The sequence below is a fragment of the Paludibacterium yongneupense DSM 18731 genome, from assembly GCF_000422925.1.
In the GTDB taxonomy this organism is placed as follows: domain Bacteria; phylum Pseudomonadota; class Gammaproteobacteria; order Burkholderiales; family Chromobacteriaceae; genus Paludibacterium; species Paludibacterium yongneupense.
In genome coordinates this window covers 46670-66092 of sequence record NZ_KE383958.1, presented here as the reverse complement: position 1 = coordinate 66092, position 19423 = coordinate 46670, and the positions used below count along the sequence as shown (strand labels likewise).

Below are 19423 nucleotides of genomic sequence, written 5' to 3'. Positions count from 1 at the left end.
CAGGCAACTCTCGACCGCCGTGCGGGCCTTCTCACGCGGCACAGGAAAAATCCCCGCGGATGCGGGCCAGATGCGGCCAATCGATCTCATCGGCAGGCGCGGGCGGGGCAAAATAAAAGCCTTGCAGCTTCGCGCATCCCATTTTGCGCAAGTGCTCGACCTGGGACGCCGTCTCGACGCCTTCCGCCACGACGTCCAGGCCGAGAGCCGCTGCCAGCGCCAGGATCGCACGCACGATGGCGGCCGACTCCTCCTTGCTGTCCACATCGGCGACAAACGACTGGTCGATCTTGAGAACGTCGAAACGATAGCGATGCAGATAGGACAACGCCGAATAACCGGTGCCGAAGTCGTCCAGCGCAAGACGCACGCCGAGGGCATGCAGGGACTGCATGATCGAGGCCGCGATTTCCGGCACATCGATCAGCGCGCTTTCGGTGATTTCCAGATGCAGCATGCTCGGCGGAAACTGCCAGGTTTCGATCTGCTCGGCGATCCATGACACCAGCTCGGGGTCGTGGAAATTCGCCGAAGACAAATTGATATGCAGGGTGATGCCGTCTCCGATTCGTCCCTGCTCCCGCCATTGCCGCAACTGGCGGCAGGCCGCATGAATCATATAGCGGTCCAGCCGCATGATCAGCCCGCTTTCTTCGGCGACAGACAAAAACTGCCCGGGCCCGATCAGCCCCCGTGTCGGATGCTGCCAGCGGACCAGCGTCTCGAAACCGACCAGTTCCCCGCTGCCCGAATGAATGAACGGCTGGAAGTAGGGGATCAGCTGACCGGTTTCATCCAGCGCCCGGCGCAACTCGGTTTCCAGCGCCAGCTGGTCGGCCTGGTTTTCGCGCAACTCATGATTGAACAGGGTGTAGCCATGCCGCCCCTGTTGCTTGGTGCAATACATGGCATGGTCGGCATCGCGCAGCAGATCATCCGATTTGTGATAGTAATCGCGATCGGCCAGTACCACGCCGATGCTGGCAGTCGTGAACACCTCCCGGCCGGCCAGTACGATAGGGCGCTCGAATTCGCTGACCATGCGCTGCGCGATCTGTTCGCAGCCTTCCACGCCGTCGATTCCGAACAACAGGACGGCGAACTCGTCCCCCCCCAGCCGCGCCATGAAATCATAATGGCGCAGACAACTGCGTATGCGCGCCCCCGCCTCGAACAGCAGGTGGTCGCCGGCCAGATGGCCGAGGGTATCGTTGACCAGTTTGAAGCGATCCAGGTCGATGAAAAAGACCGCGAAGCGCTCGCCGCTGCCCGCCAGGTAATTTTCCCAGCTGCGGCGCAGGGTGCGTGCGAAGAACACGCGATTGGGCAGGTGAGTCAACGCATCGTGCTGGCTGTCGAACTGCAGCTGCGCATTGGCGGCGTCCAGCTCGCTGGTCCGCTCGCGCACCCGCGACTCGAGTTCGTCATAGGCATGCTGCAACTCGTCCAGCGCACGCACGCGGGCCAGAGCCGAACCGATGTTGTTCGCGACGAATTCCAGCACTTCCTGATCGTGAAAGCTGAACTCGGCCTGATCGCCGCTGCGCTGCACCGACAACACGCCGAGCAATTCATGCCCGCTGTATAAAGGTACGCCCAGCCAGGCGCACGAATCGGCATCGTCTCCGCCCGGGTGCCCGTGTCGCTGCGCGCACCCGCTGTGCAAGACGTGCCCGATATACGTCTTGTCCAGCCGGGACGGCAGCATCGGCGCAAAAAAGGCATTTGCACAGTAAGTAAAATCGAGCGCACCGCTATCTGCGCCGCATAGTGCCATCGTGCAATTGCGGGCCGGCACCAGCTCGACCAGCAAGCGATGCAAGCCGCAGAGAAAAGCCTGCAAGGACAGGCTGGTATTGACCAGCTCGGCAATGGAAAACAAGACGGATTGCAGCTTCTGCGCGCGTTTGCGGTCGTCTATCTCGGCCTGCATCCTGGCCTGCATGCCCTCCAGCTCGCGGTATCGCAGCTGGATCTGCTGTTCCAGCTGCCGCTGGAAACGGTCGCGCTCGAGCGCGAAACCGATATGACGCGCGGCACACAGGAATATCCGCTGTTCGGTCGCATTGTAGGGCTGCCCCCCGGCCTCGCGCCGCGCAACAACGGCACCGATGCCCTGTCCGCCGCAATCGCTCAGGGGCACGCCCAGCCAGCCGGGGATGGCCCGCGCCTGGCCGCTCAGACGTTCTACCCCCTGCGCGTCCAGCGCCAGGGGCCTGCGCTCGCGCAGCAGCTGAGCGATCAAGACAGCGTCCTCTCCCCCCGTCTGTGCTGGCCTATCGGCCTCGCCGCCGGCGCCGATCGTCGCAAGAGCTTGCCCATCGCTCTGCAGCACGCCGAACTGCGAGTGTGGCAACAACCGTGACAGCAGACGGCGCAACCGGGGCAAACTGGCCCCCAGATCCGGCCCTTCTCCCGCCGTCTGGCTGATTTCAAGCAAGGTATCCTGCTCCACGCGGGCGGCGGATTGCTCTGAACGCAGCCGCGCGGCCAGCACATGCCCACTCAAGAGCTCGGCCACTGCCTCGGCCGCAACGGCCGGAACCCCACGCCACACCAGCCAGCCCACCACCGTCGCACCATCCTGCAGCGCGAGGGCGCCACCTTCCGGCCCCGGCAGTCGCCCCTGCTCCAGGGCCGCGACTTCAGGCAGGATCTCCGCCGCGCCGTAATCGGCCAGCCGATGCCATACCGAGCCGACTCGGCTCCACACGGCGGCGGCGACGAGCGTCCCCGTCGCAGACAGCAGCCGAAGGGCTCGCGCCGCTGCCGACTCGGGTACACACAGGTATTCAGCCGAGCTGTTCATCTTGTCATCTATGGTAGGGTTAGCCGCTGCCCGGCCCGACATCATCGCGATCGCCCGCCGTACCATGACCGCCGTCCCCCAGGGCCGCGATCAAGCGCGACACCATGTCATCGTCATGAGCTGCGGACAAAGATATGCGCAATCGCGCACGTCCTTCCGCCACGGTAGGAGGCCTGATCGCGGGAACCCAGATTCCCTGGGCACGCAATCGCTCGGACAAGCTCGATGTCTGTTCACTGTTTCCTATAATAAGTGGCTGAATCGGCATCCGGGAAGGGGGATGTTCAAATTCCCCCACGGCAAGAGCCGCACCAAGGCGGCGCACGTGCGCGAAGACACGATCGCGGCGCCAACTTTCCCCGGCGATCAGCCTCAGACTCGCGCGCACCGCCTCCGCCAGCATGGGCGGTGCCGCTGTCGTATATATATAGTCGCGTGCCGTATTGACCAGCCATTCGATCAATTCGCCGCCGCCGGCGACAAAAGCGCCGCTGACCCCCGCCGCCTTGCCGAGCGTTGCCATATAGATGAGCCTATCGTCAGCCAGCCCGCTTGCGCATGCGCTGCCGTGCCCCTCGCCCAGCAGCCCGAAGCCATGTGCGTCATCGACATAGAGCCACGCATCATAGCGACGCGCCAGGCCCAGCAAGTCGGCCAGCGGCGCCTCGTCGCCATCCATGCTGTACACCGCATCGACCGCGATCAGCCTCGTTCGCGCAGGGGTCGCCTCCAGCAGGCTGGCGAGATGGTCGAGGTCGTTGTGACGGAAGCGGCGGAAGGTCGCGCGCGACAACAGGCAACCATCGTTGAGCGATGCATGATTCAGCCGGTCGCCGAATACGGCGTCGCCACGGCCGAGCAGACTGCCCAGCACCGACTGGTTGGCGGCATAGCCGGAAGTAAACAGCAAGGCCGCGTCCCGACCGACAAAGGCAGCCAATTCGCGCTCGGCCTGACAGTGTGCATCATAATAGCCACTGACCAGAGCCGATGCTCCGCTACCCACGCCCCAGCGCCGCGCGCCCGCGATGCAGGCGTCGACCAGCACCGGGTGCCCGGCCAGCCCCAGATAATCGTTGGCGGCAAAATTCAGGCAGGGCTGGCCCTCGCACTCTGCCAGCGCACCTTGCGCTACCTGCATGACCATCCGCTTGCGCCGCCGGTGTTGCACGGACAATTCTGCCAGTCCATTCGCGAGTTCGTCGGGTCCCATCCGCGGCCTCCTGTGAAAAACGCCCGTTCCGTAACAGAATCGGGCGTCTTCATGATTTATAATTCAGCAACTTCGGTCAAAATATCACAATGTCTGCAAATCCAGCTTGGCCATCAGCGCGCGGTCGGCGTCGACGTCGGGATTTCCCGTAGTCAGCAGCTTGTCACCATAGAATATCGAATTGGCACCTGCCATGAAGCACAAGGCCTGTACCGCTTCCGACATGCCGCGGCGTCCGGCCGACAGGCGGACATAACTCGATGGCATCGTCAGGCGGGCCACGGCGATGGTGCGGACGAATTCGGTCCAGTCCAGATCGGGGGCATCCTCCAGCGGAGTGCCGTCGACCTTGACCAGATTATTGATCGGGACGGATTCCGGCTGCGGCTCAAGATTGGCGAGTTGCACGATCAGGCCCGCGCGATCGCGGCGGGTCTCGTTCAGTCCCACAATGCCGCCGCAACAGACCGACAATCCCGCCTGGCGGACTTTGCCCAGGGTATCGAGCCGGTCTTCGTAAGCACGCGTCTGAATGATATCGCCGTATTTTTCGGGCGCCGTATCCAGATTATGGTTGTAATAGTCGAGGCCGGCATCCTTCAGCTTTTCCGCCTGGCCATCGCGCAGCAAACCGAAGGTCGCACAGGTTTCAAGTCCCAGCTCTTTCACGCGCCGCACCATGTCCAGCGTCTTTTCCAGATCGGCATCCTTGGGACCGCGCCAGGCGGCACCCATGCAGAAACGACCGGCGCCGTTGGCGCGCGCCTGCTTCGCCAGGCCGACGACTTCGTCCACGCTCAGCATCGGCTGGTCTTCGACCGCGGTTTCATGGTGCGTCGACTGCGGACAGTAGCCGCAATCCTCGGAACAGCCGCCGGTCTTGATCGACAGCAAGGTCGACAGCTGGATTTTGCTTGGATCGAAGAACTGGCGATGGGCTTCGGCGGCGCGGAACACCAGCTCCATGAACGGCAGATTATAGAGCGCCTCGACGTCTTCGACGCTCCACGCCGCGTTTTCGGGATGCAAGGTTGCGCCCTTGCTGAATTCAACAGTCTTTTGCATACGACATCCTCGCCTCGGCCTTCGGAACGAAGGGCAGGCGCCGCGCCTTGCCATTTCGTCCGGAAAAATGGATAAACAAGCAGGGCTGCATCTTTGCGCGTGCCGGCTATGCTGTCAAACATTTTACACAAAATAATTGACAATTGCTCAATATTTAATCAGCAATGCCAACTTTGCGGGCTTGTCTCATGCGCACACGGGATCTGCCCCGCCTGTCTGCGCCTGTTAACCCCTTTACCACCCGATAGCCGCTGCATCCGCTGCGCGCTCCCCCTGAGCGCCGCCGGTCTGTGCGGTGCCTGTTTGCAACACCCCCCCGCCTTCGATGCATTACACGCACCCTATGTCTTTTGCTACCCTCTCGACGTTTTGATTCACCGCTTCAAGTACGGCAGACACATCGAGCTGGCAAGCGCTCTCGGTCATTTGCTATGCCACGGCGTTACATCAGACACGAGTGGAATCGACGTTGTCATACCCGTTCCTTTGGCAAAAGAACGACTTGCCGAAAGAGGCTTTAACCAAAGTGCCGAGCTTGCCCGTTCACTCGCTGGTACAATACGCTCTCGATTCGACCCGACGCTGTGTGGGCGAAAACGCAACACTGCCGCTCAGGCCGGTCTCGACCTCGCCGCCCGGCGCCGGAATCTGCGCGATGCATTTTGCGTAGATCCCGCCGTGGCAGGCCTCTCCATCGCCATCGTCGACGACGTGGCGACAACGGGCGAGACCCTCTCGGAGATGGCTGCAACCCTCAAAAAAGGGGGGCCAAACCGGGTCCTTGCCTGGGCACTATCCCGGGCCGTAGCAATAAAAACTTGACCAACTTTTTGATTTTTTGGAACAATCCATCCTGCCAACGATGTTCACTGTTGTTTTATACCAGCCGGAAATACCGCCTAATACAGGCAACGTGATTCGTTTATGTGCCAATACCGGCTGTGAACTGCATCTGGTCAAACCGCTGGGCTTCCCGCTGGACGACGCAAAATTGCGGCGTGCCGGTCTGGATTACCACGAGTACGCTCGTCTCGTCGTGCACGAGAATTGGGAAGCTTGTCAGGCAGTACTCAAGGGGCGGCGTCTTTTCGCCGCTACCACCAAAGGCGCAACGCGCCATGACCAGATTGAATTCCGACCCGGGGATGTATTCGTATTCGGTCCGGAGTCGCGTGGACTGCCTCAGGAAGTGCTGGACGCCTTCCCGGCCACGCGCAGGATGCGATTACCGATGCAAGCCCAGTCGCGCAGCATGAATTTATCCAATGCTGTGGCCGTCACCGTTTATGAGGCGTGGCGGCAACTAGACTTCGCGGGAGGAATCTAGCGGTTCACGTATTGGCCCAACAGCATCAAGGGAGGTCTATGAAACCTGCATACCGATGGCTGTGGCTAGTGTTCGTCAGTCTAGTGCTAGTGGCCTGTTCCACCGTCAAGACCGCAAGCGCCATCAGTCAAACGCCGCTAAAAACGGCGAGCAAAGCAACGGTCAAGTCCGGTGCCTTTTTCCAGAACGATGGTCCGGCAGACCATATACCCGTTAATCTGGATCTGGTCCCGAACGCCGTACCTCAGGATGAGCCGCTGATCAAGGCAGCCAATCTGCCTTACTCAGCCCTGGGCATGAACTTCCGCCCGGATACCAGCGACAGCCCCTATAAGGTAAAGGGCAAGGCGTCCTGGTACGGCAAGCAGTTCCATGGTCGTCGTACCACATCGGGCGAACGCTACGACATGTTCGCGATGACCGCCGCTCACCCGACGTTGCCGATTCCGAGCTACGTCAAGGTGACCAACCTGAAAAACGGCAAGACCGTAGTAGTACGCATCAACGATAGAGGGCCGTTTCACCGCGGGCGCATCCTCGACCTGTCCTTCGCTGCCGCGCATCGCCTCGGCTTTGTCGGACAAGGCAGCGCCAGCGTGATGGTCGAACGCGTATGGCCTGATGCCGGCGGCGAGCATGTCGCGGCGGCCACGGCGCCTCGCGCCGCCCCTATCGCTGCTGCCGCGCCCAAGTACTTGCAACTGGGCGCGTTCAACAAACTGGCCAGCGCCGAAGCGATGTTGAAGAAGATGGTCGACGAACTCGACCAGCGCTACGACACCAAGCTTGGCATCGTCAACCAGCAAGGGGTATACACGGTCCGCCTCGGACCTTTCCCTTCGGCTGACGAAGTCCGCACGGCGGCGGAAAGCCTCAACGTTGAAAACATCGTCATGAACTGACGGCAAGACTGACTGACTGACACACTGCCACACAGGGCGAAGGACTACGGTCCTTCGCCCTGTTTCGTTTCTGGCGCACAGGCGATAAAAAACCCCGGCACATCGAAATGCCGGGGCGGAAAAGCCTTAAGTATCAGCAAAAGGCACCCGCTCAGGGAGGTAAGCGGGAGGCGCATGAAGCGTCTGCATTCTTAGTCAGGCTGCGGCGGACAAAGTTCCTCGTCCTCGCCGGCGGACGACTCGTCGAACCAGCGGGCCATGACCGCTTCCACTTCATCGCAACCCGATTTCTTCAGACTTGAAAAAAGTTGCACCGACACATCGGGATAATCCGTCATCGCCCTTTTTACCGAAGCCAGCGTCCTTTGCTGTTCCTGCCGGTTCATCTTGTCCGACTTGGACAGCAGAATATGTACAGGACGTTGCTGCGAACGGAAAAAATCGAGCATCTTGATATCCAGCTCCCGCAGCGGATGGCGCGCATCCATGATCAGCAGCAAGCCGATCAGGCTCTGCCGCGTCTGCAGATAGCGCCCGAGCAGCTCGATCCAGTGCGCGCGCACCGCTTCGGGGACCTCGGCGTAGCCATACCCGGGCAAATCGACCAGATAGCGTTCATCCCCCAGGTCGAAAAAATTGATATGCTGAGTACGTCCAGGCGTTTTAGATACATACGCCAATCGCGTACGACGGCACAATGTATTGATGGCACTGGATTTGCCCGCATTCGAACGGCCGACGAAAGCCACTTCGGCGCGCGTGGCGGGCAAATCTCGCAGATGGTTGACGGTGGTATAAAACTGCGCGTTCTGGAATAGTGTCATGGTAGTAAGGGCGAAATCAGTTGGTATAGAATAACAGGTTTGAAATTGCCACTATTGCAGATATTTACGAAATACAAAGTCAAGGAGTGACCATGAAACGTAAGATGCTGTTGGCGATGGCAAGCGCGGCACTGGCTGGCACCGTACTGGCCCAGGGCACGACCGACATAGGGGACGCAGCGCAAGGCAAATTGCTGGCGGATAAAGTGTGCGCCGCCTGCCACGGCGTCGACGGCAATAGCGTGGCGTCCATAAACCCGTCGCTCGCCGGGCAGCATCCGGCCTATCTCTATAACCAGCTCAAGTCCATGAAGAGTCAGGCCCGGGTCAATCCGGTCATGAGCGGCATCCTCTCCACCCTCAACGACAACGACTTGCGCAATGCCGCCGCCTACTTCGCCGCCCAGAAGCCGCTGCCCCGCGAAGCCGCGGACAAGACCCAGCTCGTCGCGGGCCAGAAGCTGTTCCGCGCCGGCAACGCCGTGACTCACGTCCCCGCCTGTATGGCATGCCATGGCCCGAGCGGCGCCGGCATTCCCGACCAGTTCCCACGCCTGGGCAGCCAGCAGGCCGCATACATCGCCAAACAGCTCGGCGACTTCAAGGCAGGGACGCGCAAAGGCCCCGACGGCAAGCCCAGCCAGATGAACGACATCGCCGCGCGCCTGTCCGACAGCGAGATGAAGGCGGTTTCCGAGTACATTTCCGGATTGCGCTGAGCGCGGCACCATCCACACCACGTGATCGCAACACACCCGTCCCCCGGACTGCCGCAGGATGGCGGGGCATCCCTCCCGCGTGCCGCACGCAAACGACGCGCGGGAGGGGAAAAACCGGATCAGATCCTCTATGAAAAACCGCAGGCTTGCCTCATTCACACTGCGTTCTCTCTACGAGCTGTTAAGCTCGATGCGCTTCGCCATCGGCATGCTGACCATTGTCGCCATCGCCTCGGTCATCGGCACCGTCCTCAAACAGAACGAGCCCTACCCCAATTACGCTTTCGAGTTCGGCGCCTACTGGTTCCGGGTGTTTGAAACCCTGGGCCTGTACGATGTCTATCATAGCGGCTGGTTTCTGACGATTTTGTCTTTCCTGGTCCTGTCGACCACGCTGTGCATCGTGCGCAACGGACCGGCCTATATCAAGGATATGAAGTCATGGCGCGAGAATGCGACTGCCGGTTCTCTCGCCTCGATGCGCCATTCGGCGCTCTTTCGCTCGCATGAGGCAGACCCGGCCACGATTGGCGCCTATCTGAGCGCGCAGGGCTTCCGTTTTCGCATCAGCGAACGCGACGACCGCAGTACGCTGCTCGCGGCAAAAAAAGGAACAGCGACCAAATTCGGTTACTTTTTCGCTCACGGCGCCATGGTGCTGATCTGTCTGGGCGGACTCATAGACGGCAACCTGCCGCTCAAGCTTGCGCAGTGGACCGGGCGGGTGCAGGCAGAAACCCGCGAGATTCCACAGGCGCAGATTCCCGCCAGAAGCCGTCTCGGCCTGAATAATCTGTCCTTTCGCGGCGACGTGAATATCGCGGAGAACAAGAGTGCCGATGTCGTCTTCATCAACGCGGGGCAAGGCTATCTCGTGCAGGAACTGCCTTTCATCGTCACGCTCAAGGCCTTTCACGTCGATTACTACAGCAATGGCATGCCCAAGCTGTTCGCCAGCGACATCGTCGTCACCGACAAGGCCAGCGGCAAGGAAACGCCGGCCCGGGTCGAAGTCAATCATCCGCTGATCGTCAAAGGCATCGCCATCTACCAGGCCAGCTTCGGCGACGGCGGCTCGCCGCTCGTTTTCGACGCCTGGAATCTGGAGGCGCCGCAGATCGCGCCGGTCACCCTGAACGCTCAATCGTTGTCCAGCCAGCCGCTTGTCGCCAACGGCAAAAACTACACGCTCGAATTCGGCGAGCTGCGCGTGATCAATGTCGAGAACATGGCCGCCGCCCAGGCGGCGCCCGCGACGCTGGCCCAGCGCATGAACGAGGCGCGCTCGGTCCGCAAGGACAACACCTCGCTGCACAATGTCGGCCCCAGCATCAGCTTCAAACTGCGGGACAGCCAGGGACAGGCGCACGAATACCTGCAATACATGACGCCCGTGAGGCTGGATGGCGCCAACTATGTACTGGCAGGCATGCGCAGCGAAGTCGGCCAGCCTTTCCGCTATCTGCGCCTGCCGCTCGACGATGAGATGTCCATCGCACGCTTCATGCGCTTGCGCGCCACGCTGCTTGATCCAGGCCGCTACGAAGCCATCGCGGCCAGAAGTACCGCCAAGGCGCTGCAAGGCCAGGCGATCTCGTCCGATATGCGCGACCGCTTCCGCGACAGCGTCAAATGGATACTCGCCCGTTTCGCACAGGGCGGCTTCGCCGGACTCGAACGTTTTCTCGACCAGCGCGTGCCGGCTGACAAGCGCGCCGACATCGCGCAGACCTATGTCAAGATTTTGCAGGGCGCCATCATCGACGCCATGGACGTGGCAGACCAGGCCGCCGGCGCCGAACCGCTGCGCATGAACGAATCCCACTACCGCTTTCTGCTGGACGGCCTGGTGGCAATGAGCGCGCTTAACGACTATGCTTCTCCGGTGTTGCTGCAACTGCGCAGTTTCAAGCAGGTCCAGTCCACCGGGTTGCAGATCACGCGCTCGCCAGGCAAGACTCTGGTCTATCTCGGTTCCATGCTACTGGTCCTGGGCATATTTCTTATGTTTTATGTACGCGAACTCCGAATCTGGGTGGTGCTGTCGGGGCATGATGTCAGGATAGCCATGACGTCCAATCGCCATAACCGAGACCTCGATACCGATTTCGACCGGCATCGCGACGCGCTCAAACAGCTGCTGCGAGGTGAATGATGGAAATCGCTCAACACTTTGGCACCCCCCGCTTCTACAAGCGGCTGGATAAATTCGACGGTCTGTATGCCCTGGCCATCGCCCTCGCGACCGGCGTCGCGCTGCGTCGTTACGGCTCCGGCATGGACGCCTACGAGATCGCCATCCTGTTCGGGGCCGCCGGCGGCCTGATCGCACTGGGCTGGTTCTGGAAAGCCTGGCGGGTGTTTTTCCCGGTGGCGGCGCTGACCGCCCTGGCAGCCATCGGCCAGTATCACGGCGACCTCGACCGCGGCCAGCATGCGTTCGGACTCAAATATCTGTTTTCCAGCCAGTCGTCCATCATGTGGATGTGTTTTCTGTTTTTTCTGGCGACGGCGCTCTACTGGGCGGGCCTGCTTGCGCGCTCGGCCCTGCTCGCGCGCATCGCCTCGGGCCTGACATGGAGCGCCGCCGCGCTCGGCCTGGCCGGCATGCTGACACGCTGGTACGAAAGTTATCTGATCGGCCCCGACATCGGCCACATCCCGGTTTCCAATCTGTATGAAGTATTCGTACTGTTCTGCCTGATCACGGCACTGATGTATCTCTATTACGAGGCGCGCTTCCAGGCACGGCAGATGGGCGCCTTTGTCCTGCTCGTGATCTCGGCGGCGGTCGGTTTCATTCTCTGGTATGGCATCGCGCGCCAGGCGCATGATATCCAGCCGCTGATTCCGGCTCTCCAATCGTGGTGGATGAAGATACACGTTCCGGCCAACTTCGTCGGCTATGGCGCGTTCTCGCTGGCCGCCATGCTCGGCGTCGCCGAATTGCTGGAAAGGCACGGCCACCTCAAGGGCAAGCTGCCGCCGGCGGCGGTTCTGGACGAAGTCATGTACAAGGCGATCGCGGTCGGATTCCTGTTCTTCACCATCGCCACCGTCCTCGGGGCCATGTGGGCTGCCGACGCCTGGGGCGGCTACTGGTCGTGGGATCCGAAAGAGACGTGGGCGCTCGTCGTCTGGCTCAATTATGCGGCCTGGCTGCATATGCGCCAGATCAAGGGCTGGCGCGGAGAGCCCCTCGCCTGGTGGGCGGTGTTCGGCGTCGTCATCACCAGCTTCGCCTTTCTCGGCGTCAATATGTTCCTGTCCGGTCTCCACTCCTACGGCGGGCTCTAGTCGCGATGGCGGCGTGGTTCCTGTACCTGATCGAGTGCAGCGACGGCAGCATCTACACCGGCATCACGACCGATGTCGGCCGCCGCTGGCGTGAACACGCGAGCGGCAAGGGCGCACGCTATACGCGCATGCGCCCGCCGCGCCGGCTGCTGGCGGTCGTCGAATTCGGCGACCGCCGCCAGGCATCGCAAGCCGAGTACGCGCTCAAGCGGCTGGCGCCGGAGGCCAAACGCGACTTTGCCCGCCGGCACGGCGCCGACCTTCTCCTGACGCCGGACGCATGCCACAATTAACGTTTGAAGATTCGCGGCGGTAACACACATGTCCCTCAAATTTCATGTCATCCCGGTGACGCCATTCGCCCAGAATTGTTCCATTCTGTGGTGCGACCAAACGCAGCGAGCCGCCGTGGTCGACGCAGGCGGCGATCTCGAACTGATCGAGAACGCGCTGGCGACGCGCAACCTGACCCTGGAAAAACTGCTGCTCACGCATGGCCACATCGATCATGCCGGCGCCGCCGCCGAGCTCGCGGCGAGCCATGCTGTTCCGATAGAGGGACCGCAGCGTGAAGACGCATTCTGGCTGGATCAATTGCCTCAGCAAGGCACCATGTTCGGCTTTCGCCAGGTTCCGGCATTGACACCGGACCGCTGGCTCGAGCAGGGCGACTCGGTGACCGTCGGCGAGCAGACCCTGCAGGTGCTGCACTGCCCGGGCCATACGCCGGGCCATGTGGTGTTCTACAGCGAGCCTGCCGCCTTGCTGATCGCCGGCGACGTCCTGTTCCAGGGTTCGATCGGCCGTACCGACTTCCCGATGGGCAACCACGCACAGCTGCTGAACGCGATTCACGACAAGCTGTTCACCCTGCCCAACGCCACCACGGTGGTCACCGGCCACGGGCCGCTGACCACGCTTGGCGACGAAAAACGCTCGAACCCTTTCCTCGCCGACGCGCGTTATCGCTGAACGCCGACGAGGGTGCCGGCCACGCTGGCATCCTCGTCGCGATGCGCGTACGAAGGGGCTTTCTCTCCGCTGAAATCGACGCTGCCGCTCAGGCTCGAATGGCGCCCCGGTAAACGGGATAGCTGAGCGCCTTCCGCCTCGACCTTGCCGCCGCTCGATTCGACACGCGCGCCGACGATGTCGATGCCCCCGCTCGCATCCAGCTTCACATCGCCGCGCGCCATCACGCCGGTCGCCGCCACGACCGTGTCGTCGTGCATGCGCTCGAAGGAGACGCCCCCCCCAGGCACGCCGCCCTGTAGCGACGCGGCAAGCGAGCCTTTTCCGCTATCGGCGCTGTCCGGACGCCCCTGCAGGTGCAAGGCGCCGTCGATATGCATGTCCACCGTGCCCGCCACCACCTCGGCACCGGACAGAACCGCGCCGGACGACGCCAGAATCACGTGTCCCCCTTCGACCCGGGTTCCGAGCTGATGCAGCCCGCCGTGCTCGCCCTGCTCCACCCGCAGGTCGACATCCGCGCCCAGGCTGGCCTTGGCTTCTGCCGTGGGCGACTTGCGCTTGCCGGCCAGGGTGGCCTCCACCCGCAGTTCGGAGCCACTGCTCGTCCCCGTCGCCGACTCCAGCGTCATCGCTCCCGCGCTGCGCAGCTCAACGCCGGAACCCGTCAGCATCGCACCTTCCACCCGCAACGCGTCTGCGCCCTCCGCACCGGCCGACACGGCCACGCCTTCGCGACTGACAATGACGGCGGCTTGAACCGTCGTCCCGGCATCATGCTTCCGCCCCACCGTTCCCGCGCCTTCGACCTCCACCGCTTCGCCACCTGCCGCCACCGCCGAGCGGCCGCTCCACTCGAGCGTTTCCGACTGCGTCTGCCCCCGTGCCGCGTCGATTTCGACTCGGCCGCCGGCGGCCAGCGTCACCGGACCGGCCTCGGCATCGCGCGCTCCGATGCGACTCCCATCCAGCAGAAGGTCGCCGCCGGCCGCGACGTTTACCGCCCCCGGACTGTTCAGGCCGACCGCCTGCACGGTCGTGGCGCTCGCCTGCCGATGCGCCCCCCCGGCGGCGGCCTGGCCCGACCCGGAGTCGCCGGTCTCGCCCAGCGCCAGCCCGAGACGGCCTTCGCCATGCGTGCGATCGTGCGTTTCCTGCTGCCGCTCGTGCGCGGCCGCCAACGAGAGCGTGCCGCCGACATCGATAGCGATGCCGCCCGCCCCCGCCTCGATGCGCGTGCCGCTATAAGTGGCGTCGCCGGCGACACGAATGTCGATTGCATTGCCGGCTATCGTCCCCCCCTGCTCGTGCCGGACCAGGCTCGTGTCCTTCTGCCCCTCGCCTTCGCCCTGACCCTTCACCTGCAAGTCGTAGCCGGTGCGGGTCGCCACACGCAATCCAGCCTCGCCCCGGTCGGCGCTTTCTTCATGCCGGCTCTCGCTGACGGCGACGTCCGACACATGCCTCCCGGCGGACAAGGCCACGCTCCCCGCCTCGGCCTTATACTGTGTCCCCTGATCGAGCAGTCGACCGGTCGCCTCGACCGTCACGGATGCGCCATGCAGTTGTGTCGGCTCGGCCTGCAGGCGGCTGTCGTGGCTATTGCTGGCGTTGGCCCTGACCGTAAGGGTGAAACCGGCATCCGGTATGCCGATGCCGCTGATCGCGGCATAAGCGGCCTTCCAGTCCCCGTCGGCCGCATGCCGTGCCGCCTCCCCCAGCGCAGCGGCGACCTTCGCGTCGCCCGGATCGCCCAGCAGGGAAATCCCGGCCTGGTAAGCTCCTTTCCAGTCGCCGCGCGCCGCACTCTGCGCTGCCGACGCCAGTGCCTTGCCCACGCTCCCGGCGTCGGGCTGCACCAGAGGCAGATCGCCCGCCAGCTTGACGACGGGACGGAGCACTTCGCCATAATCGGCGCTCGGCCCCAACTCGGCACCCCACTTGAGCTCGCCATCGCGCGTATCCCGCTGCGAGGAGGCGGCGCGCTGCGCGATGTCCTCGGCGCTGATGTGCAAGGCACCGGCGGCGTTCAGGCGCGCTCCCTCGCTTTGCACCTTGCTGCCGTCCAGCGTCAGCGCGTTGCCGGCATCCATGCTGCTCACCTGTGCGTTATTGGCCTCGGAGGCATGCGTAGTCGTGCGCTGACCGAGGAATACCCCGTCGCCCGCGCGATCGATGCCGCCGCTCACATACGCTCCGCCGGCAAGCGCCGACGCCGTAGTCCGTTGCTGCACCGTATCGCGGCTGGCGGCCAGATCCACATCGGTCGCGGTGACGGCGATGTCACCGCCAGCCGCGATCTGCGACCCCTCCAGCTTCACTGACCCGCTGGCCCGGATAGTCACGTCGCCGCCGCGAACGCTGGCCGCAAGGGTATCGACGCGCTCCATATCCTGCGTGTCGCGCCGGTATTCCGCCTGCCACCCGGCGCGGTACTGCTTGTCCCCTTCCATCCCGGAAAAAACGCCCAGTTCCAGCGCCGAGGTATGCGAATGCGCTTGCGACTCTTGCGATGCCGCCCTGATCTCCACCTTGCCCCCTGCATCGATCGCCAGCCACCCGCCGGCATCGACGCGGCTGCCGATCAGGGCAAAATCGCCCTGGCTGCCGATGCGCAGATTGGATTCGGCGCGGACCTCCGATCCTATCGCACGCTCTTCCGAACGGCTGTCGTCGCGCGAAGCCGTCGGGATGCTGAACACGCCGCCCCGGCTCTCGCGGACGCGGGTCTGCGTCGATTCGATACCGTTGTCGATGACGACATCGCCGCCTGCCGCCGCCACGGCATCTTCACGGCCGAGTACCGCACTGCCCGATATATGGATATTCCGCCCGGCGGCCATGCCCAGCCGGCCGTTCGCCCCGATCTCGGACGCACTCAGGCTCGACGCGTCGCCGCTGTCCGCATGCGTGCCTCCGCCTGCGATCCCGCCCCATAGCGTATTGTCGTCACGGCTGCTGCGTTGCGATACGGCCTCGGCCGCGCTCACGATCAGGTCGCGCCCGGCGCCGACGACCAAGTCGCCCCCCGTCACCAGCACGGCGCCGTCCAGATTCACATCATTGGCAGCCGTCAGCCTGGCGCCGCCGCCACCGGACAGCACGCTGCCCACGATGCGTTCTTCCGTCTCGCTCCGGTTCCAGCTGCCCGTTTCCAGCCCCGCCCCCTCGTTGACACGCCTCCCGCTCTGGCGTTGACTCCGGCTCTCGCGCACGCCATCCACACGCAGATCGCTGCCGCTGGCGAGATCCAGCCCGCCTCCTGATCTGAGCTTTGCACCGCTGATGCGCATGCCGCCGCTGCCGGCCGACATGCTCAGCGTGGCGCCTGCCTCGATATCGACGCCATGCGCCACGCTGCTTTCCGTTTCGTCCAGACTGTGCCGCAGCCACGAGTCTTTCCACGCATTGTCGTAATTGCCGGTGAGCGTCGTCGCCAACCGTGCGCCGAGCTCGACCTCGTTCGCCGCGATGCTGACGTCGTGCGCATGCACGCTGCTCGCCGTCAGCGCTACCTTGTCGCGGGCAGCGAGCGTCACGTGTCCGCCGTCGAGCCGCGTCCCGCTCACGGTCTGGCCATGGCTATAACTGCCCTTGTCGCGGGCGCCGGTCTGCCAGATGAACCAGCTCTCCTCATGCGTGTCGTTGCGGCTCGTGCTTTCATCCACGTGCCCTCCGAGTTGCACGGTCCGCCCGGTCAGACGGATATCGGGAGCGGCGAGCGTGGCCGCCTCCAATTCCAGCGCGGCGCTGCTGTCCACGGCGATGGCTTCGGTGGCCGCGATATCGGCACCGACATGAATCCCGCCAAAGCCGGCCAGGCGCACCCTGCCAGCCTTCATTCCGCCCAGATAGACGCTATCGAGTTCGCCGCGGCCTTTCGCCAGGCCGTCTTCATAACCGACCTCGAGTTGCCCGCTCAGACCGTCGATCCTGTCCCCCGCCTCGATCCGGCCTTGTGCATCCACCCTCGGGGCGACAAGGTCGAGAGCCCCCTCCGTCGTCAGCGCGTCCCGCACCGTCAGCGTGCCCTCTGCCCCGGTCGTCAGCTTGAGCAGGCGCCCGCCCTCGACTTCGGGGCGGCCGACGAGCAGGGTTGCCCGCGGGGTATTGATGAAGCCGCAACCCTGGCACTGGATACCGTTAGGGTTGGCCAGCACGTAGTCGGCGGCCTGGCCGAACACCTCCTGCCTGCCGAGAAGCAGCGACGGATTGCGGCCGACGACCTCGTTGAGGATGACCGCGGCCGCCCGCCCGCCCAGGCTGCCGTTGCCGGCGAGCTCGCCCGCCAGCTGCGAGCGCCCGCCGGCAACGGCGTTGTTGAGGACGGCCCCCGCCGCGCTGATGCTGTATTCCTTGAAATGATTGTGCGACAGCCCGGCGGCACTCGGGGCGGCGATCGCGATCACGGCCACCCCCGTCGCACTGCGTGCGACCTGGGTGCTGCTCCCCTCCGCCACCTCGATTTCGGCGCACAGGACCGGGTCAGCCAGCGCGAAAGCCAGAGTGACGACAGCCGAGACTCTCCCTTGCATGGATAGTTGGAAACGCGTATTCATGGCACTGCTCCTTATGATGTGTGGTGTTGTAGCTGCCCACGCGTCTACGCGCGTTGCATTGCCGTACCCGGCTCAATAGAGCCAGGCGACACCGGCCAGCAGCCGGTGCCCCTCCGCGACAAAACCGGACGGCCGCCCGAGTGGACGGCTATATTCGAGATCCATGCTGATCCTGCCGTGCAGCAGGCCGAGGCCGGCGCTCGCGCCGCTGGCGCCCCGCCACGGAGGCCGGGCGCCATGCCACAGCACGCGGCCCGCATCCAGGCCAAGACGCGGCAGCAGCCCGCCCTGTGCCGTCGCAATGCGGTATTGCAGGGTATTGCGCCAGAACCAGCCCGATTCGCCGGCCAGCGGATTGCGCGCATGCCCGCGTATCGCCCCCGGCGCGGTGATTTCCATTTGCTCGGCCGCCGGCAGGGCATCGCGGCTCGCCTGCCAGTCGAAGCGGCTGCTCAAGGTGCCGCCTGCGAAACTGAAATCGGTGTCGATGCCGAACACCCATTTGTTGAAGCGCGCGACGGGCGCCCCCTCTATGCCCCCATGCGGCTGCCTCGCCCCCAGCCAGCCCACGCCGCGCTCCAGCCCGCCGCGGACGGATACTTCGCCCCGCGCGAAGACTCGCCGCTTCGTATATCCGGCCCCCGCCACCGTCAGTGTCGGGCTGGCCAGCTCGCGCAGTTCGTCCATCAGATAGTGGCGCAGTCGCTTATGCGTCAGTTGCAGAGAGAAACCGTCGATATGTTCTGCATCGCGCCATAGCACGCGCTCCAGCTTCACGCTGGCGGATGCGGTCTGTCCGCTCAGCGCAACCGTGTGGTAGATCAGGCGCTGCCGGTTGTAATAATCGGACCATCCGGCTGCCAGACTCGTCGTCCAATAGCCGTAAGGACGCGAGTAATACAACGCCAGCGAGCGCCGCCGGTGTCCGGGCAAGCGATCCAGCGTCTGCCCGACGCTGACGCCGGCGGCATCGTAGACGCCGCCCGGATTGTCGATGCCGAAACTGAGCGTGCCCTGCACGACGCCGGTAGCCGGTTCGCCGCCGTTATCGAGCGCGATGAAGCCGTGCCTGCCGCCGGTGGATCGTTCATCGATCGCGAGCTCGACTCCGCCCGGAACCGGATTCACGCGCGCATGCATCGCCACCGTCGGCAGGCGATTGGCCTGATCGAGGCCCTGTTCCAGCGCCCGCAGATCCAGCGGCTTGCCCAGCGCGTCGGGGAAAAGGGCGGCAACGTCGCCCCTGGCCGACGACGCCTCCATTCGCACGACCCGCCCTTCATCGACCCTGAGCACGAGTTCGCCATCGGCCGCGACCGGCTGCGGCAGCACCCGCGCGGCAACATGGCCACGCTGCAGATAGAGCGCGCTCAGACTTCGCAGCAGGACATTGAGGGCTTTGCGCGACAGGCAGCTGCCGTCTTCGGGCTGCAGGGCGTCGACTGCGGGCCTCGGCAGGGCATGAACACCGACGATGCGAACGCGCGTCACCGCCAGGCACTCGGCCCCTCCCTCGCGCACCTCCTCTTCGCTGCGGCGTGGATCGGCGTCGGGGAGTGTCTGCGCCACGGCGCCACCGAGGGCGAACAAGGCCAGGCAGCCGGGCGCGAGCACCGATTCGAAAACCGTTGTCATCGATCTAACCATTGTTTTATTAGATGAGGGTTGCTATCAGACGACGATATCGGGCACGCGGCAGAGCGTCCAGAGAATGATACACATTCTCATTCTTGCCG

General features: G+C 63.8%; 13 protein-coding genes. 7 read left to right on the top strand and 6 right to left on the bottom strand.

All coding sequences use genetic code 11. From position 1 onward, the window contains the following. Positions 1–31 precede the first annotated feature (31 nt). The 3 genes from G520_RS0116965 to bioB all read right to left on the bottom strand — a co-directional run bounded on the left by G520_RS0116965 (position 32) and on the right by bioB (position 5087). A complete protein-coding gene (locus G520_RS0116965; protein ID WP_084637693.1) occupies positions 32–2809 on the bottom strand; it encodes a putative bifunctional diguanylate cyclase/phosphodiesterase in 2778 nt (925 codons plus the stop codon). A 19-nt stretch (positions 2810–2828) separates the two neighbouring features. Next, entirely contained in the window at positions 2829–4022 is a 1194-nt protein-coding gene (gene bioF, locus G520_RS23310) for an 8-amino-7-oxononanoate synthase (protein WP_051229494.1), read from the bottom strand. 84 nt (positions 4023–4106) lie between these two features. Next, a complete protein-coding gene (gene bioB, locus G520_RS0116955) occupies positions 4107–5087 on the bottom strand; it encodes a biotin synthase BioB (RefSeq protein WP_028536686.1) in 981 nt (326 codons plus the stop codon). An 862-nt stretch (positions 5088–5949) separates the two neighbouring features. Here bioB and trmL point away from each other — a divergent pair. Continuing rightward, positions 5950–6414, top strand: a complete 465-nt coding sequence (gene trmL, locus G520_RS0116950; RefSeq protein WP_028536685.1) for a tRNA (uridine(34)/cytosine(34)/5-carboxymethylaminomethyluridine(34)-2'-O)-methyltransferase TrmL — start codon at positions 5950–5952, stop codon at positions 6412–6414. A 38-nt stretch (positions 6415–6452) separates the two neighbouring features. Then, entirely contained in the window at positions 6453–7316 is an 864-nt protein-coding gene (locus G520_RS0116945) for a septal ring lytic transglycosylase RlpA family protein (protein WP_028536684.1), read from the top strand. A gap of 191 nt (positions 7317–7507) precedes the next feature. On the opposite strand, the gene yihA is transcribed toward G520_RS0116945, so the two are convergent. Then, positions 7508–8140: a ribosome biogenesis GTP-binding protein YihA/YsxC gene (yihA, locus tag G520_RS0116940; RefSeq protein ID WP_028536683.1), complete on the bottom strand. Its 633-nt coding sequence runs from the start codon at positions 8138–8140 to the stop codon at positions 7508–7510. A 92-nt stretch (positions 8141–8232) separates the two neighbouring features. On the opposite strand from yihA, the gene G520_RS0116935 reads away from it, so the two are divergent. The 5 genes from G520_RS0116935 to G520_RS0116915 all read left to right on the top strand — a co-directional run bounded on the left by G520_RS0116935 (position 8233) and on the right by G520_RS0116915 (position 13128). Beyond that, complete coding sequence (locus G520_RS0116935; protein ID WP_028536682.1) at positions 8233–8859, top strand: c-type cytochrome; 627 nt, start codon at positions 8233–8235, stop codon at positions 8857–8859. Positions 8860–8989: 130 nt separating this feature from the next. Then, complete coding sequence (locus tag G520_RS0116930; protein ID WP_028536681.1) at positions 8990–11014, top strand: cytochrome c biogenesis protein ResB; 2025 nt, start codon at positions 8990–8992, stop codon at positions 11012–11014. Next, positions 11014–12156: a c-type cytochrome biogenesis protein CcsB gene (gene ccsB, locus G520_RS0116925; RefSeq protein WP_028536680.1), complete on the top strand. Its 1143-nt coding sequence runs from the start codon at positions 11014–11016 to the stop codon at positions 12154–12156. The genes G520_RS0116930 and ccsB overlap by 1 nt, the downstream gene beginning before the upstream one ends. Positions 12157–12161: 5 nt before the next feature. After that, complete coding sequence (locus tag G520_RS0116920; protein ID WP_028536679.1) at positions 12162–12449, top strand: GIY-YIG nuclease family protein; 288 nt, start codon at positions 12162–12164, stop codon at positions 12447–12449. A 28-nt stretch (positions 12450–12477) separates the two neighbouring features. Beyond that, positions 12478–13128, top strand: coding sequence for an MBL fold metallo-hydrolase (locus G520_RS0116915; RefSeq protein WP_028536678.1), 651 nt, complete (start codon positions 12478–12480; stop codon positions 13126–13128). On the opposite strand, the gene G520_RS0116910 is transcribed toward G520_RS0116915, so the two are convergent. Both G520_RS0116910 and G520_RS0116905 read right to left on the bottom strand, forming a co-directional pair. Continuing rightward, positions 13119–17687 carry a hemagglutinin repeat-containing protein gene (locus G520_RS0116910; RefSeq protein WP_028536677.1) on the bottom strand — a complete coding sequence of 1523 codons (4569 nt, stop codon included), beginning with the start codon at positions 17685–17687 and terminating at the stop codon, positions 13119–13121. The two genes, G520_RS0116915 and G520_RS0116910, sit on opposite strands and share 10 nt — an antisense overlap. Before the next feature lie 72 nt (positions 17688–17759). Continuing rightward, positions 17760–19322: a ShlB/FhaC/HecB family hemolysin secretion/activation protein gene (locus tag G520_RS0116905; protein ID WP_028536676.1), complete on the bottom strand. Its 1563-nt coding sequence runs from the start codon at positions 19320–19322 to the stop codon at positions 17760–17762. Between the last annotated feature and the right edge of the window lie 101 nt (positions 19323–19423).

What these genes read in the sequence shown, in the direction of transcription:
- G520_RS0116965 (WP_084637693.1), bottom strand. Translation starts at nt 2,809, where the DNA reads ATGAACAGCTCGGCTGAATACCTGTGTGTACCCGAGTCGGCAGCGGCG.
- bioF (WP_051229494.1), bottom strand. Translation starts at nt 4,022, where the DNA reads ATGGGACCCGACGAACTCGCGAATGGACTGGCAGAATTGTCCGTGCAA.
- bioB (WP_028536686.1), bottom strand. Translation starts at nt 5,087, where the DNA reads ATGCAAAAGACTGTTGAATTCAGCAAGGGCGCAACCTTGCATCCCGAA.
- trmL (WP_028536685.1), top strand. Translation starts at nt 5,950, where the DNA reads ATGTTCACTGTTGTTTTATACCAGCCGGAAATACCGCCTAATACAGGC.
- G520_RS0116945 (WP_028536684.1), top strand. Translation starts at nt 6,453, where the DNA reads ATGAAACCTGCATACCGATGGCTGTGGCTAGTGTTCGTCAGTCTAGTG.
- yihA (WP_028536683.1), bottom strand. Translation starts at nt 8,140, where the DNA reads ATGACACTATTCCAGAACGCGCAGTTTTATACCACCGTCAACCATCTG.
- G520_RS0116935 (WP_028536682.1), top strand. Translation starts at nt 8,233, where the DNA reads ATGAAACGTAAGATGCTGTTGGCGATGGCAAGCGCGGCACTGGCTGGC.
- G520_RS0116930 (WP_028536681.1), top strand. Translation starts at nt 8,990, where the DNA reads ATGAAAAACCGCAGGCTTGCCTCATTCACACTGCGTTCTCTCTACGAG.
- ccsB (WP_028536680.1), top strand. Translation starts at nt 11,014, where the DNA reads ATGGAAATCGCTCAACACTTTGGCACCCCCCGCTTCTACAAGCGGCTG.
- G520_RS0116920 (WP_028536679.1), top strand. Translation starts at nt 12,162, where the DNA reads ATGGCGGCGTGGTTCCTGTACCTGATCGAGTGCAGCGACGGCAGCATC.
- G520_RS0116915 (WP_028536678.1), top strand. Translation starts at nt 12,478, where the DNA reads ATGTCCCTCAAATTTCATGTCATCCCGGTGACGCCATTCGCCCAGAAT.
- G520_RS0116910 (WP_028536677.1), bottom strand. Translation starts at nt 17,687, where the DNA reads ATGAATACGCGTTTCCAACTATCCATGCAAGGGAGAGTCTCGGCTGTC.
- G520_RS0116905 (WP_028536676.1), bottom strand. Translation starts at nt 19,322, where the DNA reads ATGACAACGGTTTTCGAATCGGTGCTCGCGCCCGGCTGCCTGGCCTTG.